Genomic DNA, 26595 nt, shown 5'->3' on the forward strand with positions numbered 1-26595 from the left:
GAAGCATTGTGCGGGTGGGTCCCGCAGCCATGTGACGCTGTTGCACATGAGAGACAAGCCCGCAACCCTAGAATCGCCGGCTCTTTTGCCTCCCATTTCACTCGGGCGCAGCTTGCGGTTTGTGCACGCCTGAGCGGAAAAGCCGGTTACCAGAATGACGTCCCAATTCGCCAAGGAAACCCTGCCCATCAGCCTCGAAGAGGAGATGCGCCGCTCCTACCTCGATTACGCGATGAGCGTGATCGTGGGGCGCGCCCTCCCCGATGCCCGGGACGGCCTGAAGCCAGTGCATCGGCGCGTGCTGTTCGCCATGCACGAGCTGAACAACGACTGGAACCGCCCGTACAAGAAGTCCGCCCGTATCGTGGGCGACGTCATCGGTAAATACCACCCGCACGGCGACAGCGCGGTGTACGACACCATCGTGCGCATGGCGCAGGATTTCAGCCTGCGTCACATGTTGGTGGATGGCCAGGGCAATTTCGGTTCGGTGGACGGCGATAACGCAGCAGCCATGCGGTACACCGAAATCCGGCTGTCGAAGATCGCCCACGAAATGCTGGCCGATATCGACAAGGAAACCGTCAATTTCGGGCCGAACTACGACGGCTCGGAAAAGGAACCCCTGGTCCTGCCGACCCGGCTGCCCAATCTGCTGGTGAATGGCGCAGCGGGTATTGCCGTGGGTATGGCCACCAACATCCCGCCCCACAACCTCAACGAGGTGGTGGACGCCTGCATGCACATGCTGCGCCACCCGGACGCCACGGTGGACGAGTTGATGGGCTTCATCCCGGCGCCTGACTTCCCCACCGCCGGCATCATCTATGGCCTGGAAGGCGTGCGCGAGGGCTATCGCACCGGCCGGGGCCGCGTGGTGATGCGTGCCAAAACGCATTTCGAGGACATCGACCGCGGTCAGCGCCAGGCCATCATCGTTGACGAGATTCCGTATCAAGTTAACAAGAAGACCCTGCTGGAGCGCATTGCCGAGCTGGTGCAGGAAAAGAAGCTCGAAGGCATCTCGCACATCCAGGACGAGTCGGACAAATCCGGCATGCGCGTGGTCATCGAGCTCAAGCGCGGTGAAGTGCCCGAGGTGGTGCTGAACAACCTGTACAAGCAGACGCAGTTGCAAGACAGCTTCGGCATGAACATGGTGGCCCTGATCGATGGGCAGCCCAAGCTGTGCAATCTGCGCGATCTGATCTCGGTCTTCCTGGAGCACCGCCGCGAGGTGGTGACCCGCCGCACCGTGTTCGAGCTGCGCAAGGCGCGCGAGCGCGGCCATGTGCTGGAAGGCCTAGCGGTGGCGCTGGCCAACATCGACGAGTTCATCCAGATCATCAAGAACTCGCCCACGCCGCCGCTGGCCAAGGCCGAGCTGATGGCGCGCCGCTGGGATTCGAGCCTTGTGCGCGAGATGCTGGTGCGCGCCAACAGCGAGAACACCGGCGGCGCCGCCGCCTACCGGCCTGACGGTCTGGAGCCGCAGTTCGGCTTGCAGACTGACGGCCTGTATTCGCTCTCGGACACCCAGGCCAGCGAAATCCTGCAGATGCGCCTGCAGCGCCTCACCGGCCTGGAGCAGGACAAGATCGTTGGCGAGTACAAGGACGTCATGGCGCAGATTGCCGATCTGCTCGACATCCTGGCCAAGCCCGAACGCGTCACCGCCATCATTGGCGACGAACTTGGCACGCTGAAGGCCGAGTTTGGCCAGACCAAGCTGGGCGAGCGCCGTTCGGTGATCGAGCGCAACGCGCAAGAACTGGGCACCGAGGATCTGATCACCCCCACCGACATGGTGGTCACGCTCAGCCACACCGGCTACATCAAGAGCCAGGCTCTGAGCGAATACCGGGCGCAGCGCCGCGGCGGCCGCGGCAAACAAGCCGCCGCCACCAAGGAAGACGACTGGATCGACCAGCTGTTCATAGCGAACACGCACGACTGGATCCTGTGCTTCACCAACCGTGGCCGCGTGTACTGGCTGAAGGTCTGGGAAGTGCCGCAGGGCAGCCGCAATTCGCGCGGCAAGCCCATCGTCAACATGTTCCCGCTGCAGCAGGACGAAAAGGTGTCGGTGGTGCTGCCGCTGTCGGGCGAGTTCCGCAGCTTCCCGGAAAGCCACTTCATCTTCATGTGCACCGCCCAGGGCACGGTGAAGAAGACCTCGCTGAAGGAATTCAGCAACCCGCGCAAGGCCGGCATCATTGCGGTGGACCTGGATCCGGGCGATGTGCTGATCGGCGCCGCGCTGACCGATGGCCACCACGACGTCATGCTGTTCAGCGACGGTGGCAAGGCGGTGCGCTTTGACGAGGATGATGTGCGCGCCATGGGCCGCCAGGCGCGCGGTGTGCGCGGCATGCAGCTGGAAGACGGCCAGTCCGTCATTGCCATGCTGGTCGCGGAAGACGAGACGCAATCGGTGCTGACCGCGACCGAAAACGGTTTCGGCAAGCGCACCAGCATCGTCGAGTACACCCGACATGGCCGCGGCACCAAGGGCATGATCGCCATCCAGCAAAGCGAGCGCAACGGCAAGGTCGTGGCCGCCACGCTGGTGCGCCCCGAGGACGAAATCATGCTGATCACCGACAAGGGCGTGCTGGTGCGCACCCGCGTCGCCGAGATCCGCGAACTGGGCCGTGCCACCCAAGGCGTGACCCTGATTGCACTGGACGATGGCAGCAAGCTCAGTGGGCTGCAGCGCATCGTCGAGAACGACGCCGGCGACGGCAGTGAGCCCAACCCTGCCGCCGACGCCAACGAGGCTGGCGACGCAGGCGAAACCAACGGAGAAACCGCATGAACGCCCCTTCCCTCGTCCTGGCCGCGCTGCTGATCAGCGCCAGCGCCCTCGCTCCCGCCCAGGCGCAAAGCAAGAAGGAACTGGCCGCCAAGATCGTCACGCTGCAGAAGGCGCAGCACGAGCAGTTCGGCATGAACCTGGCGCAGGCGCCGATCCAGCAACTGGTGCAGAACGCCGGTCAGGTGCTGCGCGCCCGCGTGCCTGCCGACAAGCGCGAGGCCACCGGCAAGGCCATGGACGATGAGCTGCGCGCCTACTTGAAGGACGTCGGCCCGGCGCTGCGCGCCAGCGCCGTCAAGCACGCCGGCGAGCAGCTGACGGCCAAGCTGGAGGCCGATTTCAACGAGGCCGAGCTCAAGCAGGTGCTGCAGTTCCTGGAGTCACCGGCCATCCGCCGCTACCACCAGATGGGCGCCGAGTTGAACAACACCGTGGCGCAGAAGGTGCTCGGCGACAACCGCAGCCTGATCGAGGCGCGCGCCAAGGCCCTGGATCAGAAGCTCGCTGAGTTGCTGGGCGTCAAGCCGGCCGGCAACGCCCCCGCCGCCAGCGCCACCAAGCCCTGAATGGCCGCGGCGCGCCCCTTCAATTTCTCGGCCGGCCCGGCCGCCCTGCCGCTGCCGGTGCTGGAGCGTGCGGCGGCCGAGATGACGGACTGGCAGGGCAGCGGCATGTCCGTGATGGAGATGAGCCATCGCGGGCCGGAGTTCCAGTCCATCATCCGCAAGGCCGAGGGCGATCTGCGCCAGTTGCAGGGCCTGCCCGAGGACTTCGCCATCTTGTTCATGCAGGGCGGCGCCCTGGCCGAGAACGCCATCGTGCCGCTGAACCTGGCCCACAAGGGCCGGGTGGATGTGCTGGTCACCGGCTCCTGGTCGGCCAAGAGTGCCAACGAGGCGGCGCGTTATGCCGATGTACAGCGTGTCGTCGACACCCAACCCGGTGGCTACCTCGACATCCCGCCCGCCAGCACCTGGGCCCTGCGGTCCGATGTGGATTACGTCCACCTGTGCTCGAACGAAACCATCGATGGGGTGGAGTTCGCCGAACTGCCGGACCTGCAGACGCTGGGCTGCCAGGCCCCCCTGGTGGTGGATTGCTCGTCCAACCAGCTGTCCCGCCCGTTCGATTGGTCGCGCGTCGGGCTGGCCTTTGGCGGCGCCCAGAAGAACATCGGCCCGGCCGGGCTGACGCTGGTCTATGTGCGGCGTGAGTTGCTGCGCAGCCCGCTGCCGGCCTGCCCCACCGCCTTCAGCTTCGAGACCGTGGCGCGCGAAGGCTCGATGTTCAACACCCCGCCGACCTACGCCATCTACCTGGCGGGTCTGGTGTTCGAGTGGGCGCTGGGCTTCGAGTACGCCGGCCTGCGCGGCCTGGCCGCCTTGGAAGCCCAGAACCGCGACAAGGCCGCCCTGCTCTACGGCTTCCTGGATCGCTCGGCCCTGTTCTTCAATCCGGTGCGGCCGGACGTGCGTTCGCGCATGAACGTGCCCTTCTTCCTGCGCGAATCCGGCCTGACGGACACTTTCCTGGCGCAGGCCGGGGCCGCCGGCCTGCTGCAATTGAAGGGCCACAAGAGCAAGGGCGGCTGCCGCGCTTCGCTCTACAACGCCATGCCGCTGGCGGGCGTTCAGGCCCTGGTTGACTTCATGCAGGACTTTGAACGCCGCCATGGCTGACACCCAAGACCAGGCCCTTGCCGGGCTGCGCACCCAGATCGACGCCGTCGATCGGGAAATGCTGGACCTCCTGAACCGGCGTGCCGGCCTGGCCCAGAAGGTGGGCGAGATCAAGAAGCACCAGGGCAGCCTGGTCTTTCGCCCGGAGCGCGAGGCCGCCGTCATCGCCGGCCTCAAGCAGCACAACCCGGGGCCGCTGAAGAACGACAACATCGCGCCGATCTGGCGCGAGATCATGAGTGCCTGCCGGGCGCTGGAGACCCCTACCCGGGTCGCCTACCTGGGCCCGGCCGGCACCTTTTCCGAGCAGGCGGCGCTGGGCTTCTTCGGCTCCAGCATCGTGCGCGTGCCCTGCAGCAACATCGACGAAGTCTTCCACGTCACCAGCGCGGGGGCGGCGGATTTCGGCGTCGTGCCGGTCGAGAATTCGACCGAGGGCGGCGTGGCCCGCACGCTGGACCTGCTGCTTTCGACGCCGCTCTTCATCGTGGCCGAGACCAGCCTGTTCGTGCGCCACAACCTGCTGCGCGCGCAAGACAGCCTGGAAGGCATCCAGGCCGTGTGTGCGCACCCGCAAGCGCTGGCGCAATGCCAGGGCTGGCTGGCCCAGCACCTGCCGCACGCCGAACGGCGCCCGGTATCGAGCAATGCCGAAGGCGCCCGCCTGGCCGCGCAGGACACGAGCCTGGCCGCCATCGCCAGCACCCGTGCCGGCAGCGAGTACGGACTGCACCTGGTGGCCCCGGCCATCCAGGACGACGCCCACAACCGCACCCGTTTCGCGGTGCTGACCCAGCCCGAGCAGCACCCTAGCCCGCGCGCCAGTGGCAACGACTGCACCTCGCTGGTGGTGTCGGTGCTGAATAGACCCGGCGCCCTGCACGATCTGGTGCTGCCACTCAAGCAGCACGATGTCTCCATGACCCGCTTCGAGTCGCGCCCGGCGCGTTCGGGTGGCCAATGGGAGTACTACTTCTACATCGATCTGCAGGGTCATCCCGACGATGCCAAAGTGGCCGCAGCCCTGAAAGAATTGCGCGCCAACTGCGCCTTCTTCAAGGTGCTGGGCACTTACCCCCTGGATACCCACTGACCGCATGTCGCGCATCCTCAGACCCCAATTCCAGCAACTCGGCGTGATCGGCTGCGGGCTGATCGGCGGCAGCTTTGCGCTGGCCGCCAAACGCGCCGGCCTGGTCAAGCGGGTCATGGGCTATAGCAAGTCCCCCAGCACCACCGAGGCTGCCAAGCGCCTGGGTGTCATCGACGTGGCAGCCGAGTCTGCACTGCTGGCGGTGTCGGGTTCGGATCTGGTGCTGGTGGCCGTGCCGGTCTCGGCCACTGAGGCCACGCTGCGTGCCATTCGCCATCTGGTGCAGATCCAGCCCAACACCCTGTTCATGGACGTGGGCTCGACCAAGGCCGACGTGGCCATTGCCGCGCAGAAGGTGCTGGGCGATCTGGCCGGGCAGTTCGTGCCCGCCCACCCGATTGCCGGCAAGGAACTGGCCGGCGTACAAAACGCCGATGCCCAGCTTTTCCAGGGCCGTCAAGTGGTGCTGACGCCGCTGCCCGAGAACGACGCCGGCACGGTGCAGAAGGCCGCCGGCGTGTGGGCCGCGCTGGGCTGCAAGGTGTTGCGCATGACGCCCGAGAACCACGATGCCGCCTACGCGGCCGTGAGCCACTTTCCGCACCTGCTTGCCTTTGCCTATTTCCAGTCGGTGATGCGCCAGCCCTCAGGCCGCGAGTTCATGGAACTGGCTGGTACCGGCTTTCGCGACTTCACCCGCATCGCCGGCGGTGACCCCAATGTCTGGCGCGACATCCTGCTGGCGAATCGCGACGAGGTGCTGCACCAGTCGCAGCGCTTCCGTTCGGTGCTCGATCGCTTCGAACATTGGCTGAAGGAAGGCGACCGCGACGCCATCGAGACCCTGCTCAAGCAGGTCAGCGAAGCGCGCAACAAGTGGTCCCCGGCCTTCTTTGACGCCGAGGACGGCGAGCCCTCCTCCCACTTCTGACCCCGGCGCGCCCCGCGCCGCTGCCCATGCTGAAGATCCCCTTTCTGGACCTGCCACCGCTGCGCGGTGCTGCCGGTACCGTCCGCCTGCCCGGCTCCAAGAGCATCTCCAACCGCCTGCTGCTGCTGGCCGCCTTGGCCGAGGGCGAGACCCGCATCGAGCAGTTGCTGGATGCCGACGACACCGCCGTGATGCTGGAAGCGCTGCGCGCGCTGGGCTGCGCCTGGCACCGCGGCAGCGATGGCAGCGTGACGCTGCGCGGCCTGGGTGGGCACCTGCCGGTTTCGGCAGCGGACTGCTTCCTCGGCAATGCCGGCACCGCCATGCGCCCCCTGGCCGCGGCGCTGGCCCTGCTGGCCGCGCGTGACGGTGGCCGCTACACCCTGCGCGGCGTGCCGCGCATGCACGAGCGGCCCATCAGGGACCTGGTGGACGCGCTGCGTGGCCTGGGCTGCCAGATCGAAGACCTGGGCCAGCCCGGCTACCCGCCGCTGGCCCTGTGCGGCCCCAGCCCCTTGCGCCTGGCCGAGCCGGTGCGCGTGCGCGGTGACGTCTCCAGCCAGTTCCTGACCGCCCTGCTGCTGACCCTGCCCCTGGTGGCGCAGCAGGATGTGGTAATCGAGGTCGAGGGCGAGCTGATCTCCAAGCCCTACGTCGAGATCACCCTGGCCCTGCTGGCGCGCTTTGGCGTGCAGGTGCAGCGCGAGGGCTGGCAGCGCTTCATCATCCCGGCCGGCAGCCGGCTGCGCTCGCCAGGCCGCCTGGTGGTGGAAGGTGACGCCTCGGCAGCCTCCTACTTCATCGCGCTGGGCGCGCTGGCCGCCAGCGCGGAACCGGTGCGCATCGAAGGCATCGGCCGCGATGCCCTGCAAGGCGACGTGCGCTTTGCCGATGCCGCCGCCGCCATGGGTGCCGAGATCCGCTGGCTGGACCATGCGCTGGAAGTCAAGCGGGGCCGCTGGCCGCTGCAAGGCATCGAACTGGACTGCGTGGCCATCCCCGACGCCGCCATGACCCTGGCCGTAATGGCCCTGTTTGCCGACAGCCCGACCCGGCTGACCGGCATCGCCAGCTGGCGCGTCAAGGAAACCGACCGCATCGCCGCCATGGCCGCCGAGCTGCGCAAGCTGGGCGCCCACGTGGCCGAAGGGCTGGACTGGATCGAGGTCCAGCCCCTGCCCGCCCCGGCCTGGCAGCGCGCCGCCATCCACACCTACGACGACCACCGCATGGCGATGTGCTTTTCGCTTGCCGCCCTGCACCCGCTGGCCGGCGCGCAGCCGCAGGCGCTGCGCATCCTGGACCCGGGCTGCGTGGCCAAGACCTTCCCGGACTATTTCGAGACCCTCTTCAGCCTGGTGCAGGCGGATCCGCACGACGTGCCGGTACTGTGCATCGACGGCCCGACGGCTTCCGGCAAGGGCACGCTGGCCGATCAAGTCGCCCAGCGCCTGGGCTATGCGGTGCTGGATTCCGGCGCGCTCTACCGCGCCACCGCACTCGCCGCACAATGCGCCGGCGTCTCGCTGCAGGACGAAGAACGGCTGGCCAGCCTGGCGGCGACCCTTCCCCTGCATTTCGACGGCGGGCGCTGCTTCCTGGACGACGAGGACGTGACCGACGCGCTGCGCGCCGAGGCCGTCGGCCAAGGCGCCTCCACGGTGGCGGCCCTGCCCAAGGTGCGCCAGGCCCTGCACCAGCTGCAGCTGAGCTTCCGGCGCGTGCCCGGCCTGGTGGCGGACGGGCGCGACATGGGCACGGCGATCTTCCCGGACTCCGAACTCAAGGTCTTTCTCACGGCCAGCGCCGCCAAACGCGCCGAGCGCCGCCATAAGCAATTGATGGAAAAGGGCTTTTCCGCTAATATCACGGGCTTGCTCCGGGACTTGGAGGAGCGGGACGCGCGCGACAAGAATCGCAGCGCCTCGCCCTTGAAGCCCGCGCAAGACGCCCGCTTGCTCGACAACTCGGATCTGGACATCGAAGCCTCGGTGAACCAGGTTCTGACGTGGTGGAGCGAAGGGCGGCCCTTCCCGGGCTGAGACCGCCCGGCGCACCGCGCCCCAGCCTCAACCTTTCGAAGAGCAACCGCCGTCTGCGGTCGGCCCCTGGCAACAGGGGCGGGCCGCAGGCTTCTTTACCTCCGGGCGGGGTTTCAAAACCTCACCCGTGTGACCTCTCCAGCCCCGCAGCAGCCCTGCGGACCCAGGAAAACCCATGAACCAAACCCAAACTGCCGCCGCGGCTGAATCCTTTGCCGCGATGTTCGAAGAGTCCCTGCAGCGCAGCAACATGCGCTCGGGCGAAGTCGTGTCCGCCGAAGTGGTGCGCATCGACTACAACTTCGTGGTGGTGAACGCCGGCCTCAAGAGCGAAGCCTATGTGCCGCTCGAAGAGTTCAAGAACGATCAAGGCGAGATCGAAGTCCAAGTTGGTGACTTCGTCTCGGTGGCCGTGGACGCCGTCGAAAACGGCTACGGCGACACCATCCTGAGCCGCGACAAGGCCAAGCGCCTGGCTTCCTGGCTGAGCCTGGAGACCGCACTGGAGTCCGGCGAGTTCGTCACCGGCACCGTCAGCGGCAAGGTCAAGGGTGGTCTGACCGTCATGGTCAACGGCATCCGCGCCTTCCTGCCGGGTTCGCTGATCGACACCCGTCCGGTCAAGGATCTGAGCCCGTTCGAGGGCAAGACCATGGAGTTCAAGGTCATCAAGCTGGACCGCAAGCGCAACAACGTCGTGTTGTCGCGTCGTGCCGTGGTCGAGGCTTCGATGGGCGAAGAGCGCGCCAAGCTGCTGGAAACCCTGTCCGAAGGCGCCATCGTGAACGGCGTGGTCAAGAACATCACCGAATACGGCGCGTTCGTTGACCTGGGTGGCATCGACGGCCTGCTGCACATCACCGACATGGCCTGGCGCCGTGTCCGTCACCCGAGCGAAGTGGTGACGGTCGGTCAGGAACTGACCGCCAAGGTGCTGAAGTTCGACGCCGAGAAGAACCGCGTCTCGCTGGGCATCAAGCAACTGGGTGACGACCCCTGGATGGGCGTGGCCCGCCGCTACCCGAACAGCACCCGCCTGTTCGGCAAGGTCACCAACATCGCCGACTACGGCGCGTTCGTGGAAATCGAACCCGGCATCGAAGGCCTGGTGCACGTTTCCGAGATGGACTGGACCAACAAGAACGTCGCCCCGACCAAGGTCGTGACGCTCGGCCAGGAAGTCGAAGTCATGGTGCTGGAGATCGACGAAGACAAGCGTCGCATCTCGCTGGGCATGAAGCAGTGCCGCGCCAACCCGTGGGAAGAGTTCGCCGAGAACTTCAAGCGCGGCGACAAGGTCAAGGGTCCGATCAAGTCGATCACCGACTTCGGCATCTTCATCGGCCTGGCCGCTGGCATCGATGGTCTGGTGCACCTGAGCGACCTGAGCTGGAACGAGACGGGCGAAGCTGCTGTGCGCAACTTCAAGAAGGGCCAGGAAGTCGAGGCCGTGGTGCTGGCTGTGGACGTCGAGCGCGAGCGCATCTCGCTGGGCATCAAGCAGATGGACAGCGACCCGTTCACGAACTACACGGCCGTCAATGACCGTGGCGCCACCGTGACCGGCAAGGTGCAGACCGTGGATGCCCGCGGCGCTGAGATCCTGCTGGCCGACGACGTGACCGGTTACCTGCCCGCCAGCGAGCTGAGCCGCGACCGCGTCGAAGACGCCCGCAACCTGCTGAAGGAAGGCGACGAAGTCACCGCCCTGATCATCAACGTCGACCGCAAGTCGCGTTCGATCAAGCTGTCGATCAAGGCCAAGGACGACGCCGACTCGCAAGAAGCCATGAAGGCCCTGTCGGCCACCAGCGAGCGCGAGAACGCCGGTACCACCAGCCTGGGCGCCCTGCTGCGCGCCAAGCTGGACAAGGGTGGCAACTGAGCATCAACAAGTCTGAGGACTTGACCTGAAGCAGCGTCCGCCTCGGCGGACGCCAGCTATCCTCTCGGGCCCGCGCCGACCCCCGTCGCGGGCCCTTTTTCTTGTCTTCCGCCATGACCCGCTCCGACCTCGTCACGCTGCTGGCCGAACGCTTCCCGCAGATCACGCAAAAAGACACCGAGTTCGCGGTCAAGACCATCCTGGATGCGATGAGCGATGCCCTGGCCCGCGGCCACCGCATCGAGATCCGCGGTTTTGGCAGTTTTTCCGTCTCGCGTCGCCCGCCGCGCATGGGTCGCAATCCGCGCACCGGCGAGCAGGTGCCCATCCCCGAGAAGCTGGTGCCGCACTTCAAGCCCGGCAAGGCGCTTCGCGAGGCCGTCGAAGCCCGCGGCGTGGACGGCCTGGACAGCATCAGCAAGGCCTGACCCCATGCGTGCCCTGAAGTGGCTGCTGCGCGCCTTCCTGTTCTTCGCGCTGTTCGCGTTCTCGCTGAACAACCAGCAGACCGTGACCGTGCACTGGTTCTTCGGCTACTTCTGGCAGACCCCTCTGATCTTCGTGGTGCTCGTCAGTCTGGCCGCCGGCATGGCACTGGGCGTGTTGGCCATGACGCCGGCCTGGTGGCGCCAACGCGCCCAGGCACGCCGTCAGCAGCTGGTGCGTGAGGCCCAGCTGAGCACCTTGCAAGAAGCCCCCCAGGGCGTGCGCGATGGACTTTGACCCCCGCTGGCTGCTGCTGATCCTGCCCGTCGCGTTCGCGCTGGGCTGGCTGGCCTCGCGCCTGGACCTGCGCCAGGCCAAGCGCGACCCGCGCGAAGCTCCGCAGGCCTACTTCAAGGGCCTGAACCTGCTGCTCAACGAGCAGCACGACAAGGCCATTGATGCCTTCATCGAAGCCGTGCAGCTCGATCCGGATACGGTGGATCTGCACTTCGCACTCGGCAGCCTGTTCCGCCGCCGCGGCGAGACCGAACGCGCCGTGCGCGTGCACCAGCACCTGCTGCACCGCGGCGACCTGCCCGAGCTTGAGCGCGCCCGCGCCCAGCATGCGCTGGCGCAGGACTTCTTCAAGGCCGGCCTGTTCGACCGCGCCGAGGCGGCCTATCTGGCGCTCAAGGGCACCGCCTTCGAACCCGAGGCCGACCTGGCCCTGCTCTCGCTCTACGAGCGCTCGCATGATTGGGAGCGCGCCCAGGCTACCGCGGAGTGCCTGGAAGCGCGTGGCATCGGCTCCTTTGCCACCCAACGCGCGCATTACCTGTGCGAACAGGCCCTGCAGGCCGAGAGCGATGGCCAGCGCGAGCGCGCTTACCAGTTCCTGGCTCAGGCGCTGGCGCTCGCCCCCAAGCACCCGCGCGCCCTGCTGCTGCGCGGCCAGTGGCTGCTGCGCGATGGCGACGCCCATGCCGCGCTGACGCAGTTCGAGCAGCTGGTGCAGCTGGCCCCCGAAAGCTTCAACCTGGCCGCGGCCGACTACGCGCGCGCCGCCTACCAGGCCGGCCAGTCGCGCCGCGCGCTCAAGACCCTCGATGAGCGCTACGCCCAGGCTCCCGCGCTGGCCCTGGTGCTGGCCCAGAACCTCATTGAACCGGAGCACCAGCGCGAGCGCTTGGCCGAGCATCTGCGCCAGCAGCCCGGCTCGCTGGACGGTGCACGCCGCCTGCTGGCCCTGGTGAACGAGCTACCGGACGCAGTGGCGCCCCAGCTCAAAGCCGCACTGGATCGCGCCGCCAAACCGCGCACCCGGCACCGCTGCGCCGCCTGTGGCTTCGAATCCGGCCACTACTTCTGGCAATGCCCGGGCTGTCTCAGCTGGGACAGCTTCCCGCCCCGCCCCGTCGAAGAACTATGAACGCCCCACGCCAAGACCGCTTCGTGATGTGCATGAAATGGGGCACGAAGTACGGCCCCGAGTACGTCAACCGCCTCTACGGCATGGTGGCACGGCACCTGAAGGGGCCGTTCCGCTTCGTCTGCCTGACCGACGACAGCCGCGGCGTGCGCCCCGAGGTGGAATGCTTTCCGCTGCCCGAGCTGGAGCAGCAAGCCAGCAAGCGCGACGGCGGCTGGCGCAAGCTCAACAGCTACCGCAAAGACCTCTACGGCCTGCAGGGCCAGGCCCTGTTCCTGGATCTGGACGTGGTGATCGTTGACGACATCACGCCCTTCTTCGAGCAGCCCGGCGAGTTCCTCATCATCAAGGACTGGAAGCGCCCCTGGCGCGTGACCGGCAACTCCTCCGTCTACCGCTTCACGCTCGGCGCCCACGCCGACATGCTGGACTACTTCGTCGCCAACCAGGCTGAAGTGCGCCGCAAGCACCGCAATGAGCAGGAGTTCCTCAGCCACTACCTGCACGCCCAGGGCAAGCTGAAGTACTGGGACAAGCGCTGGTGCGCCAGCTACAAGTACCACTGCATCCCGAACTTCCCGCTCAACTACTTCCGCCCGCCGCACATCCCGGCCGGCGCGCGCATCCTCATCTTCCACGGCGTGATGAACCCGCCCGATGCGCTGGAAGGCCGCAGCAACGGCAACTGGCGCCACGCCCAGCCGGCGCCCTGGATCGCGGAGCACTGGAAAGAGTGATGCCAGCCCGCCCCTGGCTCAGCGTGCTGCTGCCGGTCTACAACGTCGAGCCCTATCTGCGGGCCTGCGTCGAATCCCTGCTCGCGCAGCTGGATGAGGGCGCCGAGGTGCTGCTGTATGACGACGCCTCGACCGATGGCTCGGCCGCACTGCTGCGCCAGCTCGACCAGGAGCACCCGGGCCGGCTGCGCCTGCTGGGCGCGCCGCAGAACGGCGGCGTGAGCCTGGCGCGCAACCGCCTGCTCGACGCCGCCCGAGGCGAATGGATCTGGTTCATCGACGCTGACGACTTCCTGGAACCCGGCGCCCTGGCCAGCCTGCGCGAAGCCCTGCGCCAGCCGGGCGTGGACCTGGTGCTGTGCGACTTCCGCGACGTGCGTGCCAAGCCGCGCCTGCGCCACCGGCTGCGCGGCGAGCACCACAAGCGCACCCACACGATGCCGGCGCGCCAGCCCTGTCGTGATGCCTCGCTGATCCTGGCCGGCATGTTCCTCCAAGCGCACCTGCACCTCTGGACCAAGGTGGCGCGGCGCGAACTTTGGGAGGGCCTGCGCTTCCCGGTGGGCCATTGCTTCGAGGACATCGCCGTGCTGCCGGCCCTGCTGCTGCGTGCCCGCTGCGCGTACTACGTGCCCGAGGTGTGGATCGGCTACCGTAAGCGGCCGGGCAGCATCCTGGCCAGCAACAGCTTGGCCAAGACCGACGACATGCTGGACGCGCTGAATGGCCTGGCGGCGCTGATCGACGCCCAGCAGCCCCCGCTGAACCGGGAAGCCCGCCTGGCAGCCGCCCACTTCGTGGCCAAGACCTTCGTTATCGCCAGCCATTACGCCGCCCGCCAGCAGGACCGCAGCCGCCTGGTGCGCTACCTGGCGCAGTTCGAGCGGAACGCGCCCGTGCCGGCGCCCGAGCTGCTGCGCTTTTATGTGGCGCGGGGCTGGTGGTGGCGCGCGCTGCGCCTGCGCCACTGGCTTCGTCAAGCCCGCCTTGCCGCGGGCACGCTCTCCCATGCCTGACCGCATCCTGACCCTGAGCGGTGGCGACTGGGCCCGACTGCCCGGCGCCGCCGCATCCGCCGAGCTCATCACCGCCCTGGAGGACGGCAAGGTGCTGTTCTTTCCGGACCTGCGCTTTGACCTGCGCGACACGGAGCGGCGCTTCCTGGACCCGGCGGTGCGCAATCCGAAGTCGCGCAACATCAGCCTGCGCGCCGACGGCAAGCTGTCCGGCGCCCTGGGCAGCGAGGCCGACCAGGCCGAGCTGGCCGCCCTGCTGGCACGTTTTCGCGCCCAGGCCTGCAGCCTGATCGACGCCCTGGCGCCGCAGTACAAGCCGTACTTGCGCCTGGCGCCCACCAGCTACCGGCCCAGCCAGGTCGAGTCGCGTGCGCAGTCCTGGCGCGCCGACGACCGCCGTCTGCATGTCGACGCCTTTCCCTCGCGCCCGAATTACGGAGAACGCATCCTGCGCGTGTTCACCAATGTGAATCCGCAGGGCCAACCGCGCGTGTGGCGCGTGGGCGAAGGCTTCGAGGCCATCGCCCGCCAGTTCGTGCCACGCGCCAGGCCCTACCGCCCCTGGCAGGCCAGGGCGCTGCAGCTGCTCAAGGTCACGAAGAGTTACCGCAGCGAGTACGACCACCTGATGCTGCAGCTGCACGACGGCATGAAGGGCGACGCCGACTACCAGGCGAACTGCCCGCAGCAGACCCAGCCCTTCCCGGCCGGCTCGACCTGGGTCTGCTACTCCGACCAGACCTCGCATGCCGTGATGGCCGGCCAGTACATGCTGGAGCAGACCCTGCACCTGCCCGCCGCCCGACAGGTGAACCCGCAGGCCAGCCCGCTGGCCATCCTGCAACGCGTCACCGGCCGTCCCTTGGTATGAGTGAACCCGCCAAGACCCGCACGCACACCTGGGTCATCAACCTCGATCGCTCGCCCGATCGCCTGGCCAGCATCTCGGCCCAGCTCGACGGCCTGGGCCTGGCCTGGACGCGCCAGCGCGCCGTGGACGCGCGTGCCTTCACGCCCGAGCAGCAGGCCTTGCTGGATGTGCCGGCCTACCACCGCAAGCATGGCAAGCAGCCGGTGCCGGGCGAACTGGGCTGCTACCTCTCGCATGTCGATGTGATGCGCGCCTTTCTGGCCAGCGACAAGGAGTTCGCGCTGATCCTCGAAGACGATGTGCAGCTCGGTGCCGAACTGCCGGCCGTCATCAAAGCCCTGGAGCAGCACCCCGGGCGCTGGGATCTGGTCAAGCTCTCGGCCGTGCATTCGGGCACGCCGCAGTGCTACCTGCAGCTCACGCCCAAGACCCAGCTGGCCGTGATGCTCTCGCGCTGCACCGGCTCCAGCGCCTACCTGCTGAACCGCCGCGGCGCCGAGCGTTTCCTGGCTGGCCTGCTGCCCATGCAACTGCCCTACGACCATGTGTTCGACCAGGGCTGGGTGTTCGACCTGAAGATCCGCCTGGCCGTGCCGCCGCCCTGCGGGCACGACCAGGAAGTGGCTACCACCATCGTCATGCCGGCCAAGCGCAAGTTCCACTGGACACGCCGCCTGCCGGCCTTTGCCTACCGCGCCGGCAACGAGCTGCGCCGCCTGCTGTATGGCCTCCGCGAAACGGTGCGCGAGCGCCGCCAGGGCGCGGCATGAGTGGCCCGCCCCCGGCCCGCGACGAACTCAAGCCTACTGCGCGCCGGCTCTGGACCTTCTTCAAGCCGCACCGCCGCGGCTTGCTCGCGGCCTTTCTGGCCTATCTGGGCGCGGCGGCCACTGAACCCTTGATCCCGCACCTGCTGAACCTGGTGCTGGACCAGGGCTTTGCCGCCACCGCCAGCTTCCCGCTCTGGATGGTGCCGGCGGTGCTGATCAGCCTGTTCGCGCTGCGCGGCCTGTTTGGCTTCCTGGGCCAGTACCTGCTGCACTGGACCATCGGCCGCACCGTGCTCGACCTGCGCCGCGCGCTGATGGACGCGCTGCTGCGTGCCGATGCGCGCGCCTTCACGCAGATGCCGGGCGGCGCGGCGGTCACCAAGGTGGTGGCCGACCCCCAGCAGGCCGTCAGCCTGCTGGCGCTTTCGGCCGTGGTGCTGCTGCGCGATGGCCTGCCCGCCATCGCCCTGCTCGGCTACCTGCTCTACACCAACTGGCAACTCACGCTGCTGACCCTGGCCACCCTGCCCGCCCTGGCGCTGGTGCTGCGCAAGGTCAACCGGCGCGTGCGCAAGGTCGGCTCGGTGGCCTATGACGCGCAGATCCAGCTCTCCGGCGTGGTGGACGACGTGGCGCGCGCCTGGCGCCTGGTGCGCAGCTTCAACGCCGAGCCGCACGAGCGCGCCCGCTTTGCCGAGACCGCCGGCCATCTGCGCCGCCAGACGCTGAAGCAGGCGGCGGCGAACGCGATGTCGCAGCCGCTCTCACAGCTGATCAGCGCGGCCGGGCTCTCGCTCATCGTCGCGCTGGCGCTCTACCAAGGTCGCCAGACCGGCGTGACGCCGGGCGAGTTCGCTGCCTTCGTCACCGCCCTGCTCGGCCTGATGAGCCGAGCCCGCCACCTCACCGATGTGGCGCAGCCCATCACCAACGGCCTGATCGTGGCGCGCGGCAGCATGGAGTTGCTGGACACGCCGGCCGAGCAGGACCCGGGCCGCGGCGAACTCCCCGAACCGGTGCGTGGCGAGATCCTCCTGCAGGACCTGCGCCTGAGCTACCCCGGCGGCGCCGGCCCGGCGCTGGACGGCCTGAGCCTCCAGGTGCAGGCCGGCCAGACCGTGGCTCTGGTGGGCCCCTCGGGCGCAGGCAAAAGCAGCGTCATCCACCTGCTGCAAGGCCTGGCCCAGCCGGATGCCGGCAGCATCCTGATCGACGGCGTGGACAGCCGCACGCTCAGCCTGGCCGCGCTGCGCCGGCAGTTCGCCGTCGTCAGCCAGGACATCGTGCTGTTCGACGACAGCCTGCTGGCTAACGTCTGCTACGCGCAGGTGCCGGATCCGGCCAGGGCCGAGGCCGCGCTGCGCGACGCCGCGCTGTGGGACTTCGTGCAGACCCTGCCCGAGGGCCTGCAGACGCGCATCGGCGCCAACGGCAGCACGCTCAGCGGCGGTCAGCGCCAGCGCTTGGCGATTGCGCGCGCGCTCTACCGGGATGCGCCGATCTGGATCTTCGACGAGGCCACCTCGGCCCTGGACACCGAGAGCGAACGCGCGGTGCAGGAAGCCCTGGCGCGCCACCAGGGGCACAAGACCTTGATCTTGATCGCGCACCGGCTCTCCACCGTGCGCCATGCCGACCGCATCTTCGTGCTGCAGGCCGGCCGCGTGGTGGAAGCCGGCACGCATGCCGAGCTGCTGGCCCTGGGCGGCAGCTACGCCGCCCTGGTCAGCCTGGCGGCGGAATGAGCGGCTCGGCTTCGCTTTCCGCCGGGTAGGCGGCACGGCCCTGCTTGGGCCAGGGGGTTTCGGTTGGTTGCTCGGGCCAGCCGAAGAAGCGCTGCACATCGGCCCGGCGCCGCAACGTGTCCACCATGCCGAGCAGGATCAGCTCGGTGGTGTAGCCGGGCTCGAACAGCAGGTAGCTGGAGAGCACGGTGCCGCGCGCATCGGCGCCCTGCCCCGTCACCCCCACCGTGCCCAGCAGCGCACGCATGGTGGCGGGCAGTTCGTGCTGGTGCAGGCCGGCCAGTTCGTCCAGGCGCCGGCTCGGCGCGATCACCAGCACCTCCAGCGGGCGCAGCGGCGTGGCTTCGCGCGCCTCCGGCGGCAGCAGGGCCAGGGTCTTGTTGATGCGCTGCAGGCGTTCGATGTCGACCGAAAGCGCATCCAGGAAGATGTTGGACAGCGCATGGCCGGCGATCTGCGCCATGCTAGGGTGGCCGGTGGCCGGCAGGCGCAGGTCCGGTGCCTGCCCGGCTTCCTGCATGCGCCCAGCACCGATCACCAGGATGCGCTCGGCGCCCAGATGCACGGCCGGCGAGATCGGTGCGTTCTGGCGCATCGAGCCGTCGCCAAACCATTCCTCATGGCCCAGCAACTCCAGCTTCTGGGCCGGGAAGATGAAGGGAATGGCGCTGGAGGCCATCAGGTGCTTGTGCGTGATCTCGGTGTCCACCGCCATGCGCTGCGAACGCATCCACGGCTCCACCGTCTTGGCAGACTGGTAGAAGCTGACGTGGTAGCCGGTGCTGTAGCTGGAGCCGGTGACGGCCAGTGCATGCAGATGCCCTTCGCGCAGCAGCTGCGGCAGCCGCTCGAAGCGCACGGCGCGCTTGAGCAGTTCACCCAGTGGTTCGTTGTCCAGCAGGCTGCGCGGCTGCGTCTTGCGCCAGCGCTGGATGGCCCAGCCCAGCGTCATCATGGTGACCCAACGCCCGCCGGTGCGCATCACACCAAAGGGGTCGGCCCGGTAGATCTGCTCGACGTGCAGGCGCGACCACATGCGCACCAGTGCGTCAACGGCGAGATCGAAATGGTCGGCCTCGCAGGCCAGGGTGCAGGCATTGATGGCCCCGGCCGAGGTGCCGGCAATCACCTGGAAGGGGTTGCCCTTCACGCCGGCATCGCGGCGGATCTGCGCGATCGCCTGCAGCACCCCCACCTGGTAGGCGGCGCGCGCGCCGCCGCCGGTGAGGATCAGGCCAGTGGTGGGCGGGTTCTGGGCAGACACCGAGGCAGCTTATCGGTACACCAGCTGGGCTGGCAGGCCGATGTGCTGCAACTCCAACAGTGCGGCATCGCTGGGCCAGTGCAGCGAGGCCGCGCCCAGCTCCACATCCGCCGCCACACCCGGCAGCTGCAGGCTCCAGCGGATGGGCAGGCCACGCTGCACGCGGCCCTCTTCATGCGCCACGGTCTGCGGCGGGTGGCGCAGTACCCAGGCCTTCAGCGCCGCCACCTGGGCCTCGCTGGGCCGTGGCAGCTCCACGCGCAGCGCCTTGGCGAAACGGGCGCGCGCACCGGCCAGGTCCAGCACCTGCTGGGCATTGGCGCGCAGGCCGCCGCTGAAGCGGTCGAAGCGCACATTGGCCTGCACCAGCACCAGGGTGTCCTCGGTCAGCAGCTCCTTGTGCTGGTCGTAGAGCTCGCCGTTGCAGGCCACCTCCAGCACGCCGCTGCCGTCGTCGAGTTTGAAGATCGCCACGCGACCCCGTGCGCCATTGATGACGCGCAGGTCCGAGACGATGCCGGTGATCAGCGTGGGCTCGCGGCTGTCCTCCAGCTCGTTGAGCTGCTTGGGCACCAGGCGGCGCACCTCGGCGGCGTGCTCATCGAACAGATGGCCGCTCAGGTAGAAGCCGATCGCCGCCTTCTCCAGGCTCAGGCGCTCGCGCACGCCCCAGGGCTTGGCCTCGAGCAGATCGGGCTCGCTGGCCGGGGCATCCGCGAAGTCGAACAGGCCGCCCTGGGCGGCATTGGCCTCCAGCTGCTCGGCATGCTGGAAGGCCAGGCCGACGGACTCCAGCACGCGCTCGCGCTCGGTGTGCAGGGTGTCGAAGGCGCCGGCCTTCACCAGGGCCTCGACGACACGCTTGTTCACCGTGCGGCGGTCCATGCGGGCGCAGAAGTCGAACAGGCTCTTGAAGGGCCCGCCCTCGCGGCGCACGCGCTCGATCACTTCGATGGCACCCGCGCCCGTGCCCTTGATGGCCCCCAGGCCGTAGCTGATCAGCTTCTTGCCCAGCGGCACGAACTTCAGCTCGCTGCGGTTCACGCAGGGCGGCTGGAAATCGATGCCGAAGGCCTTGGCGTCGGCCAACAGGATCTTGAGCTTGTCCGTGTTGTCCGATTCGATCGTCATGTTGGCCGCGAAGAACTCGGCCGTGTAGTGCACCTTGATGTAGCCGGTGTGGTACGCCAGCAGCGAGTAGGCAGCGGCATGGCTCTTGTTGAAGCCGTAGCCGGCGAACTTCTCCATCAGGTCGAAGACCTCGTCGGCCTTCTCGGTGCTGATGCTGAGCTTGGCCGCACCGGTGCGGAAGATCTCGCGGTGCTGGGCCATCTCCTCGGCCTTCTTCTTGCCCATGGCACGGCGCAGCAGGTCGGCGCCGCCCAGGCTGTAGCCGCCCATCAGCTGCGCGGCCTGCATCACCTGCTCCTGGTACACGAAGATGCCGTAGGTCTCGTTCAGCACCTGGCCCAGCAGCTCGTGCGGGTACTCGATCTTTTCCTTGCCGTTCTTGCGCGCGCAGAAGCTCGGGATGTTCTCCAGCGGGCCCGGGCGGAACATGGCGTTCAGCGCGATCAGGTCCTCCAGGCGCGTGGGCTTGGCCTCGCGCAGCATCTTCTGCATGCCGCTGGATTCAAACTGGAACACCGCCTCGGTCTTGCCGTCGCTGAAGAGCTTGTAGGTCTTGGCGTCGTCGATCGGCAGGTTCTCGTAGGCGAAGTCGGGCTTGAGCTTGTCGCAGATGTACTTCTTGGCCAGCTCCAGGATGGTGAGCGTGGCCAGACCCAGAAAGTCGAACTTCACCAGGCCGATGGCCTCGACGTCGTCCTTGTCGTACTGACTCACCGCCGAGTCGCTGCCGGGCTGCTGGTAGAGCGGGCAGAAGTCGGTGATCTTGCCCGGAGCGATCAGCACGCCCCCGGCGTGCATGCCGATGTTGCGCACGATGCCCTCGACCTGCGTGGCCAGGCCCAAGAGCGTGGCCACCTCCTCTTCCGCGGCCTCACGCTGTTCCAGCTCGGGCGCCTCCTGGCGCGCGTAGATGATGCTGGTGTCGGGCTTTTCAGGCACCTTGGCCAGGGTCACGGTCTTGCCCGGCGGTGCCGGAATGAGCTTGGCGATGCCGTCCACATGCCCGTAGCTCATGCCCAGCACGCGGCCCACGTCGCGCAGCGCCGCCTTGGCGGCCATGGTGCCGAAGGTGGCGATCTGGCTCACTGCATCGCGGCCGTACTTGTCCTTCACGTAGTCGATCACGCGATCCCGGTTGCCCTGGCAGAAGTCGATGTCGAAGTCGGGCATCGAGACGCGCTCAGGATTCAGGAAGCGCTCGAACAGCAGGTTGTAGGCCAGCGGGTCCAGGTCGGTGATGGAGAGCGCGTAGGCCACCAGCGAACCCGCGCCCGAGCCCCGGCCCGGGCCCACCGGGCAGCCATTCGCCTTGGCCCAGGTGATGAAGTCCGCCACGATCAGGAAGTAGCCCGGGAAGCCCATCTTGATGATAGTGGCCAGCTCGAACTCCAGGCGCTCCACATAGCGCGGGCGCTCGGCCGCGCGCTTGGCCTCGTTCGGGTACAGATGCTGCAGCCGGGCCTCGAGGCCCTCGAAGCTGAGCTGGCGGAAGTAGTCCGCCATCGGCATGCGCGTGCCGTCCTCCAGCAGCGGCGTGGGGAAGTCCGGCAGGCGCGGCTTGCCCAGCACCAGCTCAATCGAGCAGCGCTCGGCAATCGCCAGCGTGTTGGCCAGCGCCACCGGAATGTCGGCAAAGCGCGCCGCCATTTCGGCCTGGCTTTTGAAGTGCTGGTCCGGCGTGAAGCGCTTGACGCGCTTGGGGTTGTCCAGGGTCTCGCCCTCAGCAATGCAGACACGTGCCTCGTGGGCGGTGAATTCCTCCTCCTCCAGGAACTGGATCGGGTGCGTGGCCACCACCGGCAGGCCCAGGCGGCTGGCGAGCAGGCAGCTGGCGCGCAGCAGGCGCTCGTTCAGCTGGCCCTGCACGCGCTGCAGTTCGACGTAGAAGCGCCCGGAGAAGGCGGCTGCCAGTTCCTGCGCGATGGCGTCGGCCTTGGCGGTGTCACCCGCCTGCAGCGGCGCAGCCAGCGGACCGCTGGCAAAGCCCGAGAGGCAGATCAGCCCCCCGTTCAGCTCGGCCAGCCACTCCCGCTTCAGGCAGGCCTGGTTGCGGATCACATTGCCTACCCAGGCGCGGCTGAGCAGCTCGCACAGGTTCAGGTAGCCCTGGCTGTTCTGCACCAGCAGCAGCACGCGCGCCGGCGCCTGCGGCGGCGTGCCGGGCAGCTGCGCCCCCTCGGGCTCCAGCCAGCAGTCCGCCCCCAGGATGGGTTTGACGCCCTTCTTGCGCGCGGCCTTGTAGAACTTGACCGCGCCGAAGAGGTTGGCGAGGTCGGTGATGGCCATGGCCGGCTGGTTGTCCTTGGCAGCGGCCTTGACGGCGTCGTCGATGCGCAAGGTGCCGTCCACGACGGCGAATTCGGTGTGGGCGCGGAGATGGCAAAACGTCATCGCGGCATTGTGCCGCCGGGGTTCAGCGCAGGTCGCCCGCCAGGCTGGCCAGGGTCTCGGCCGGGAGGCTCAGGTGCGCCGGGTAGTTCGTGTGGTCGCAGCCCAGGCGCACGGCAGCGCCGGCAAGAATGGCTTCGCGCTGCGCGGCGCTGAACTCGAAGCGCAGGAAGTGCACCGAGGAGGTCTTCTCGGGCGTCTCGCGTTCCAGGTCTTCGTCGGCGATGGCGTAGACCCGCGCGTGCCCTTCCACCTCCACGAACATCCTGTCCTCCACACCCACCAGCCGCGCCAGCTCGCGCTTGCGCTCGTGCGGGTCGGGGTACTCCAGCAGCATCGTCGCCTTCCAGTTCGTGCCATCGGGCACCAGCGGGGCATAGGCGTCGATCTCGGCCTGGATGCCCTCCTCCTCGAAGATCTTTTCGATGCGCAGCATCTCCTGGATCTGGTAGCGGATGGTGCGTTCGTCCTCGAACTGCAGGTTCATGTGCTCGCCCAGGGGCACGCTGCGCCGGCGGCGGTGCGCAATCAGCTCCGGCCGCAGGGTCTTACGGGCCTTGCTCCAGGCTTCCAGGCTTTGCAGGGAATCGGCGGTGATGGACATGGGCTCACTCCACGCCATAGGCGCGGCGCATCAGGGTCAGCGGGTGGGCCAGGGCCTTGGCCGGCGTGCCGGCCTGTTGCATGCCCTGGGCAATGTGGTGGCCGGCCAGCGCGCAGTCACTGCTGATGACATCGGGCTCATCTTTGGCCATGGCCTTGAACACGGGCTTGCCGATCTTCAGTGCGTCCAGGTGGTGCGCCGTTTTCACACCATAGGTACCGGCATGGCCGGAGCAGCGCTCGACGGTGTTGAGCTGCACGCTGACGCTCTGGCCGATGAGCTTGAACATTTCCTCGGTCTTGCGCCCGATCTTCTGCACCCGGCCGTGGCAGGCGATGTGGTAGCTGACCCGGCCGAGCGCGGTCTTGAAGTCCAGCTTCAGCAGCCCGTCCTTGTGGCGGGCCATCAGGTACTCGAAGGGGTCCCAGACCGCCGCCTTGACGGCCTGCACCGCCGCTTCTTCGGGGAACAGATGCGGCAGCTCCTGCTTGAACATCAGCGTGCAGCTGGGGATGGCCGAGAGGATGGCGTAGCCCTCGGCCGCATAGCGGGCCAGCACAGGGATGTTCTTGTCCTTGTGCTTCTCGACGGACTCCAGATCGCCGAGCTCGAACTTGGGCATGCCGCAGCAGGCCTCCTTCTCGACGATGACGTAGGGGATGTCGTTGTGCGCCAGGATCTTCAGCAGATCGTGGCCGATGCCGGGCTCGTTGTAGTTCACATAGCAGGTGGAAAAGATCGCCACCTTGCCCGGCGTGCGCTCGCCGTTGGTGCAGACCTGGGCGGGCGATTTCGCGGCGCCCCAGCGAAAGCGTTGCGTGGCCAATTCGGGCATCCAGGCCTCGGGGTGCACGCCAAGAAGTCCGTCCATGGCCTTGCGCGCCAGGCCAGTGCGGTTCACGGCGTTGACCGTCTGCACCACGATGGGAATGCCGGCGAAACTGCCATGCACATCGGTGCTAGCCAGGAAGCGCGCCCCGGCCCCCACCTCGCCCCGCTTGAACTGGATCGCCTTGGCGCGCAGCATGGTGTGCGGGAAGTCGAGGTTCCAGGCGTGCGGCGGCACGTAGGGGCATTTGGTCAGGTAGCAGAGGTCGCAGAGGTAGCACTGGTCGACGACCTTCCAGTAGTCCGTGCGCTTGACCTCGTGCAGTTCGCCGTCGCTGGTCGCGTCCACCAGGTCAAAAAGGGTCGGGAAGCTCTGGCACAAGCTCACACAGCGGCGGCAGCCGTGGCAGATGTCGAAGATCCGCCCCATCTCGTCCAGGCAGGCCTGCTCGTCGTAGAAGGCCGGGTTCTTCCAGTCCACCGGGTGGCGGGTCGGGGCTTCCAGATTGCCTTCGCGCTTGTCCATGCCGCCTCCTTGCAAAAGCGGCGCCCGCAGGCGCCGCACTCCGATCAGCTCGCATCTTCAGTCGACCAGTTGCTCCAGCGCCTTGGCGTAGCGGTTCGCGTGCGAACGCTCGGCCTTGGCCAAGGTCTCGAACCAGTCGGCAATCTCGTCAAAGCCCTCGTCGCGCGCCGTCTTGGCCATGCCCGGGTACATGTCGGTGTACTCATGGGTCTCGCCGGCAATGGCCGCGGCCAGGTTCTGGCGCGTGTTGCCGATCGGCAGCCCGGTGGCCGGGTCGCCCACCTGCTCCAAAAACTCCAGGTGCCCGTGCGCGTGGCCGGTTTCGCCTTCGGCGGTGGAGCGGAACAGCGCCGCCACATCGTTCTGCCCTTCCACATCGGCCTTGTTGGCGAAGTAGAGGTAGCGCCGGTTGGCCTGCGATTCACCGGCGAACGCGTCCTTCAGGTTCTGCTCGGTCTTCGATCCTTTGAGTCCCATGTCTGTCTCTCCAAGGTGAACGGAAGAACCGCCAGATGGCGGAGCGCGATGACGCTACCCCAATCGCCGCACGGCCACCAATAAGGGTTCGCAATAGTTCGGATAGGAGGCCGCTATGCGCGCGGCAGGCCCGCGCCGGGGGCTGTGCTACAGTCTTGGCCTCTTCTGTGGGGGGGTAGCTCAGCTGGGAGAGCGTCGCGTTCGCAATGCGAAGGTCGGGAGTTCGATCCTCCTCCTCTCCACCACAAGTTCAAAGCAAAAGGGCCTGGTCATCGACCAGGCCCTTTTGCTTTTCAGCCGCTTTGCAGAACGCAGTAGCGGGCGTCGGGGCCGTAGCCAGCCAAGCCCCTTTGCATCTCGCCTTCTTGCGGTTCCAGCACCCGGTAGCCCAGGCGCTGCCAGAAAGGCAGCGAGCCCTGCACGGCCACCAGGGCGGAGACCTGCAGGCCCCACAGCCGCTGGGCTTCGGCCCATGCGTGCCGCACCAAGCGCGGGCCCAGGGCCTGGCCCTGGCACAGCGGTGAAACCGCCAGATCGTGCAGGTACAGGCAGTCGGGCGAGAGCGCCGGCTCGAATTCACCGTGCAGCGGGGTGATCTTGCCGAACCGGCTCGGGTAGCCCACGAGGTAGGCCGCCAGTTCGCCCGGACGCGCCGTGTCGTCGACGCACCAGGCGGTCTGCGGGCTCTGGCGCAGCCGGGCGGCGAATACCGCCTCGGTTTCGTTGAAGCCGGGGCCGTAGCAGGCCAGCTGCACGCGCAGCAGCGCGGGCAGGTCGGCCGGCCGCAGCGCCCGGATCGGGCTCAAGCGGCGGCGCGGCGCGCCTTCACGGCCGCGGCCAGTTCGCGCAGCAGGGGTTCGGTCTGGGCCCAGCCCAGGCAGGCGTCGGTGATGGAGACGCCGGGCTTGAGGCTGGTCTTGGGCTGGCCTTCCACATGGTCCTGGCGGCCGGGCTGCAGATGGCTTTCGATCATCACGCCGCAGATGCGGCGCTCGCCGGCGCTGATCTGGCGCGCCACGTCGCGGCCCACCTCGATCTGGCGTTCGTACTGCTTGCTGCTGTTGCCGTGGCTGCAGTCCACCATCACGCTCTGGCGCACGCCGGAGGCGGCGAGCACCTGGCAGGCGGCTTCGATGCTGGCGGCGTCGTAGTTGGGCGTCTTGCCGCCGCGCAGGATCAGGTGGCAGTCGTCGTTGCCGCGGGTTTCGAAGATGGCGGCGGCGCCCATCTTGGTCATGCCCATGAAGGCGTGGCCGCTCTTGGCGGCCAGCACGGCGTCGGCAGCGATCTTGACGCTGCCGTCGGTGCCGTTCTTGAAGCCCACCGGGCAGCTGAGGCCGCTGGCGAGCTGGCGGTGGCTCTGGCTCTCGGTGGTGCGCGCGCCGATCGCCCCCCAGGCGATCAGGTCGGCGATGTACTGGGGCGAGAGCAGGTCCAGGAACTCGGTGCCGGCGGGCAGGCCCAGTGCGGTCACGTCCAGCAGCAGGCGGCGCGCCAGGCGCAGGCCTTCGTTCATGCGGAAGCTGCCGTCCAGCAGGGGGTCGTTGATGTAACCCTTCCAGCCCACGGTGGTACGGGGCTTCTCGAAATAGACCCGCATCACCACCACCAGCTCGCCGGCCATGTCGTCGGCACAGCGCTTGAGCAGGCGGGCGTAATCCAGCGCCTGGTCGTGGTCGTGGATGCTGCACGGGCCGACGATGGCGATCAGCCGGTCGTCCTCGCCGCGCAGCACGCGGCCGATGTCGGTGCGGGTGCGCTCCACCAGGTTCAGCTCGCCCTCGCGCACCGGCAGTTCGTCCAGCAGCAGGGCCGGGCTGATGAGGGGGCGCACGGCGCGGATGCGGGTGTCGTCGGTGCGGGTGGCGTCGAAGGTGGCGTCAATCGAGCCAGCTTCAAGGTCGCGCACGGGGTTGTCGAGGTTCTTCATGGGGG

General features: G+C 67.8%; 22 protein-coding genes and 1 tRNA gene. 16 read left to right on the forward strand and 7 right to left on the reverse strand.

Annotation, left to right across the window (positions count from 1 at the left end; all coding sequences use genetic code 11):
* Positions 1-154: 154 nt before the first annotated feature.
* The 15 genes from gyrA (at position 155) to I7X39_RS05555 (ending at position 17442) form a co-directional block, all read left to right on the forward strand.
* Positions 155-2818 carry a DNA gyrase subunit A gene (gyrA, locus tag I7X39_RS05485; RefSeq protein WP_198109975.1) on the forward strand — a complete coding sequence of 888 codons (2664 nt, stop codon included), beginning with the start codon at positions 155-157 and terminating at the stop codon, positions 2816-2818.
* Positions 2815-3384: a hypothetical protein gene (locus tag I7X39_RS05490; protein ID WP_198109976.1), complete on the forward strand. Its 570-nt coding sequence runs from the start codon at positions 2815-2817 to the stop codon at positions 3382-3384. The genes gyrA and I7X39_RS05490 overlap by 4 nt, the downstream gene beginning before the upstream one ends.
* Positions 3385-4497 (forward strand): 3-phosphoserine/phosphohydroxythreonine transaminase, encoded by a 1113-nt coding sequence (gene serC / locus I7X39_RS05495; protein WP_198109977.1) that lies wholly within the window; start codon positions 3385-3387, stop codon positions 4495-4497. It abuts the gene before it with no gap.
* Complete coding sequence (gene pheA / locus I7X39_RS05500) at positions 4490-5590, forward strand: prephenate dehydratase (protein ID WP_198109978.1); 1101 nt, start codon at positions 4490-4492, stop codon at positions 5588-5590. Before serC ends, pheA begins: the two co-directional genes overlap by 8 nt.
* A gap of 4 nt (positions 5591-5594) precedes the next feature.
* A complete protein-coding gene (locus I7X39_RS05505) occupies positions 5595-6521 on the forward strand; it encodes a prephenate dehydrogenase (RefSeq protein WP_198109979.1) in 927 nt (308 codons plus the stop codon).
* Positions 6522-6547: 26 nt separating this feature from the next.
* On the forward strand, positions 6548-8563 hold the full coding sequence (locus I7X39_RS05510; RefSeq protein WP_198109980.1) for a bifunctional 3-phosphoshikimate 1-carboxyvinyltransferase/cytidylate kinase: 2016 nt from the start codon (positions 6548-6550) through the stop codon (positions 8561-8563).
* A 175-nt stretch (positions 8564-8738) separates the two neighbouring features.
* Positions 8739-10448, forward strand: a complete 1710-nt coding sequence (gene rpsA, locus I7X39_RS05515; protein WP_198109981.1) for a 30S ribosomal protein S1 — start codon at positions 8739-8741, stop codon at positions 10446-10448.
* Between the two features lie 113 nt (positions 10449-10561).
* A complete protein-coding gene (locus tag I7X39_RS05520) occupies positions 10562-10876 on the forward strand; it encodes an integration host factor subunit beta (RefSeq protein WP_198109982.1) in 315 nt (104 codons plus the stop codon).
* A gap of 4 nt (positions 10877-10880) precedes the next feature.
* Positions 10881-11171: a lipopolysaccharide assembly protein LapA domain-containing protein gene (locus tag I7X39_RS05525; protein WP_198109983.1), complete on the forward strand. Its 291-nt coding sequence runs from the start codon at positions 10881-10883 to the stop codon at positions 11169-11171.
* Positions 11161-12303: a lipopolysaccharide assembly protein LapB gene (locus tag I7X39_RS05530; protein WP_198109984.1), complete on the forward strand. Its 1143-nt coding sequence runs from the start codon at positions 11161-11163 to the stop codon at positions 12301-12303. Before I7X39_RS05525 ends, I7X39_RS05530 begins: the two co-directional genes overlap by 11 nt.
* Positions 12300-13040 (forward strand): glycosyltransferase, encoded by a 741-nt coding sequence (locus tag I7X39_RS05535; RefSeq protein WP_198109985.1) that lies wholly within the window; start codon positions 12300-12302, stop codon positions 13038-13040. Before I7X39_RS05530 ends, I7X39_RS05535 begins: the two co-directional genes overlap by 4 nt.
* The gene (locus I7X39_RS05540) at positions 13040-14056 is read left to right on the forward strand and encodes a glycosyltransferase family 2 protein (RefSeq protein ID WP_198109986.1); all 1017 of its coding nucleotides are present in this window, start codon (positions 13040-13042) and stop codon (positions 14054-14056) included. Before I7X39_RS05535 ends, I7X39_RS05540 begins: the two co-directional genes overlap by 1 nt.
* Positions 14049-14927, forward strand: a complete 879-nt coding sequence (gene kdoO / locus I7X39_RS05545) for a Kdo hydroxylase KdoO (protein ID WP_198109987.1) — start codon at positions 14049-14051, stop codon at positions 14925-14927. Before I7X39_RS05540 ends, kdoO begins: the two co-directional genes overlap by 8 nt.
* Positions 14924-15697 carry a glycosyltransferase family 25 protein gene (locus I7X39_RS05550; RefSeq protein WP_198109988.1) on the forward strand — a complete coding sequence of 258 codons (774 nt, stop codon included), beginning with the start codon at positions 14924-14926 and terminating at the stop codon, positions 15695-15697. The genes kdoO and I7X39_RS05550 overlap by 4 nt, the downstream gene beginning before the upstream one ends.
* Entirely contained in the window at positions 15694-17442 is a 1749-nt protein-coding gene (locus I7X39_RS05555) for an ABC transporter transmembrane domain-containing protein (protein ID WP_198109989.1), read from the forward strand. The genes I7X39_RS05550 and I7X39_RS05555 overlap by 4 nt, the downstream gene beginning before the upstream one ends.
* On the opposite strand, the gene I7X39_RS05560 is transcribed toward I7X39_RS05555, so the two are convergent.
* Genes I7X39_RS05560 through I7X39_RS05580 form a run of 5 tightly spaced genes read right to left on the reverse strand, consistent with a single transcriptional unit; the run spans position 17423 to position 24660 of the window.
* The gene (locus tag I7X39_RS05560) at positions 17423-18706 is read right to left on the reverse strand and encodes a patatin-like phospholipase family protein (protein WP_198109990.1); all 1284 of its coding nucleotides are present in this window, start codon (positions 18704-18706) and stop codon (positions 17423-17425) included. The two genes, I7X39_RS05555 and I7X39_RS05560, sit on opposite strands and share 20 nt — an antisense overlap.
* Positions 18707-18715: 9 nt before the next feature.
* A complete protein-coding gene (gene dnaE, locus I7X39_RS05565; protein ID WP_198109991.1) occupies positions 18716-22228 on the reverse strand; it encodes a DNA polymerase III subunit alpha in 3513 nt (1170 codons plus the stop codon).
* 22 nt (positions 22229-22250) lie between these two features.
* Entirely contained in the window at positions 22251-22829 is a 579-nt protein-coding gene (locus tag I7X39_RS05570; RefSeq protein ID WP_198109992.1) for a DUF3501 family protein, read from the reverse strand.
* 4 nt (positions 22830-22833) lie between these two features.
* The gene (locus I7X39_RS05575; RefSeq protein ID WP_198109993.1) at positions 22834-24183 is read right to left on the reverse strand and encodes a (Fe-S)-binding protein; all 1350 of its coding nucleotides are present in this window, start codon (positions 24181-24183) and stop codon (positions 22834-22836) included.
* Positions 24184-24240: 57 nt separating this feature from the next.
* Complete coding sequence (locus I7X39_RS05580) at positions 24241-24660, reverse strand: rubrerythrin family protein (protein WP_198109994.1); 420 nt, start codon at positions 24658-24660, stop codon at positions 24241-24243.
* A 169-nt stretch (positions 24661-24829) separates the two neighbouring features.
* Between I7X39_RS05580 and I7X39_RS05585 the strand changes: the two genes are divergently transcribed.
* Positions 24830-24905, forward strand: a tRNA-Ala gene (locus I7X39_RS05585).
* A 48-nt stretch (positions 24906-24953) separates the two neighbouring features.
* On the opposite strand, the gene I7X39_RS05590 is transcribed toward I7X39_RS05585, so the two are convergent.
* The gene (locus tag I7X39_RS05590) at positions 24954-25466 is read right to left on the reverse strand and encodes a GNAT family N-acetyltransferase (RefSeq protein ID WP_198109995.1); all 513 of its coding nucleotides are present in this window, start codon (positions 25464-25466) and stop codon (positions 24954-24956) included.
* Entirely contained in the window at positions 25463-26590 is a 1128-nt protein-coding gene (locus I7X39_RS05595; RefSeq protein ID WP_198109996.1) for a 3-deoxy-7-phosphoheptulonate synthase, read from the reverse strand. Before I7X39_RS05595 ends, I7X39_RS05590 begins: the two co-directional genes overlap by 4 nt.
* Between the last annotated feature and the right edge of the window lie 5 nt (positions 26591-26595).

The organism is Inhella proteolytica (assembly GCF_016093275.1).
Taxonomy (GTDB): Bacteria; Pseudomonadota; Gammaproteobacteria; order Burkholderiales; family Burkholderiaceae_C; genus Inhella; species Inhella proteolytica.

Bases quoted from the DNA above. Each gene is read 5' to 3' on its own strand.
- gyrA (WP_198109975.1), top strand. From the start codon at position 155: ATGACGTCCCAATTCGCCAAGGAAACCCTGCCCATCAGCCTCGAAGAG.
- I7X39_RS05490 (WP_198109976.1), top strand. From the start codon at position 2,815: ATGAACGCCCCTTCCCTCGTCCTGGCCGCGCTGCTGATCAGCGCCAGC.
- serC (WP_198109977.1), top strand. From the start codon at position 3,385: ATGGCCGCGGCGCGCCCCTTCAATTTCTCGGCCGGCCCGGCCGCCCTG.
- pheA (WP_198109978.1), top strand. From the start codon at position 4,490: ATGGCTGACACCCAAGACCAGGCCCTTGCCGGGCTGCGCACCCAGATC.
- I7X39_RS05505 (WP_198109979.1), top strand. From the start codon at position 5,595: ATGTCGCGCATCCTCAGACCCCAATTCCAGCAACTCGGCGTGATCGGC.
- I7X39_RS05510 (WP_198109980.1), top strand. From the start codon at position 6,548: ATGCTGAAGATCCCCTTTCTGGACCTGCCACCGCTGCGCGGTGCTGCC.
- rpsA (WP_198109981.1), top strand. From the start codon at position 8,739: ATGAACCAAACCCAAACTGCCGCCGCGGCTGAATCCTTTGCCGCGATG.
- I7X39_RS05520 (WP_198109982.1), top strand. From the start codon at position 10,562: ATGACCCGCTCCGACCTCGTCACGCTGCTGGCCGAACGCTTCCCGCAG.
- I7X39_RS05525 (WP_198109983.1), top strand. From the start codon at position 10,881: ATGCGTGCCCTGAAGTGGCTGCTGCGCGCCTTCCTGTTCTTCGCGCTG.
- I7X39_RS05530 (WP_198109984.1), top strand. From the start codon at position 11,161: ATGGACTTTGACCCCCGCTGGCTGCTGCTGATCCTGCCCGTCGCGTTC.
- I7X39_RS05535 (WP_198109985.1), top strand. From the start codon at position 12,300: ATGAACGCCCCACGCCAAGACCGCTTCGTGATGTGCATGAAATGGGGC.
- I7X39_RS05540 (WP_198109986.1), top strand. From the start codon at position 13,040: ATGCCAGCCCGCCCCTGGCTCAGCGTGCTGCTGCCGGTCTACAACGTC.
- kdoO (WP_198109987.1), top strand. From the start codon at position 14,049: ATGCCTGACCGCATCCTGACCCTGAGCGGTGGCGACTGGGCCCGACTG.
- I7X39_RS05550 (WP_198109988.1), top strand. From the start codon at position 14,924: ATGAGTGAACCCGCCAAGACCCGCACGCACACCTGGGTCATCAACCTC.
- I7X39_RS05555 (WP_198109989.1), top strand. From the start codon at position 15,694: ATGAGTGGCCCGCCCCCGGCCCGCGACGAACTCAAGCCTACTGCGCGC.
- dnaE (WP_198109991.1), bottom strand. From the start codon at position 22,228: ATGACGTTTTGCCATCTCCGCGCCCACACCGAATTCGCCGTCGTGGAC.
- I7X39_RS05570 (WP_198109992.1), bottom strand. From the start codon at position 22,829: ATGTCCATCACCGCCGATTCCCTGCAAAGCCTGGAAGCCTGGAGCAAG.
- I7X39_RS05575 (WP_198109993.1), bottom strand. From the start codon at position 24,183: ATGGACAAGCGCGAAGGCAATCTGGAAGCCCCGACCCGCCACCCGGTG.
- I7X39_RS05580 (WP_198109994.1), bottom strand. From the start codon at position 24,660: ATGGGACTCAAAGGATCGAAGACCGAGCAGAACCTGAAGGACGCGTTC.
- I7X39_RS05595 (WP_198109996.1), bottom strand. From the start codon at position 26,590: ATGAAGAACCTCGACAACCCCGTGCGCGACCTTGAAGCTGGCTCGATT.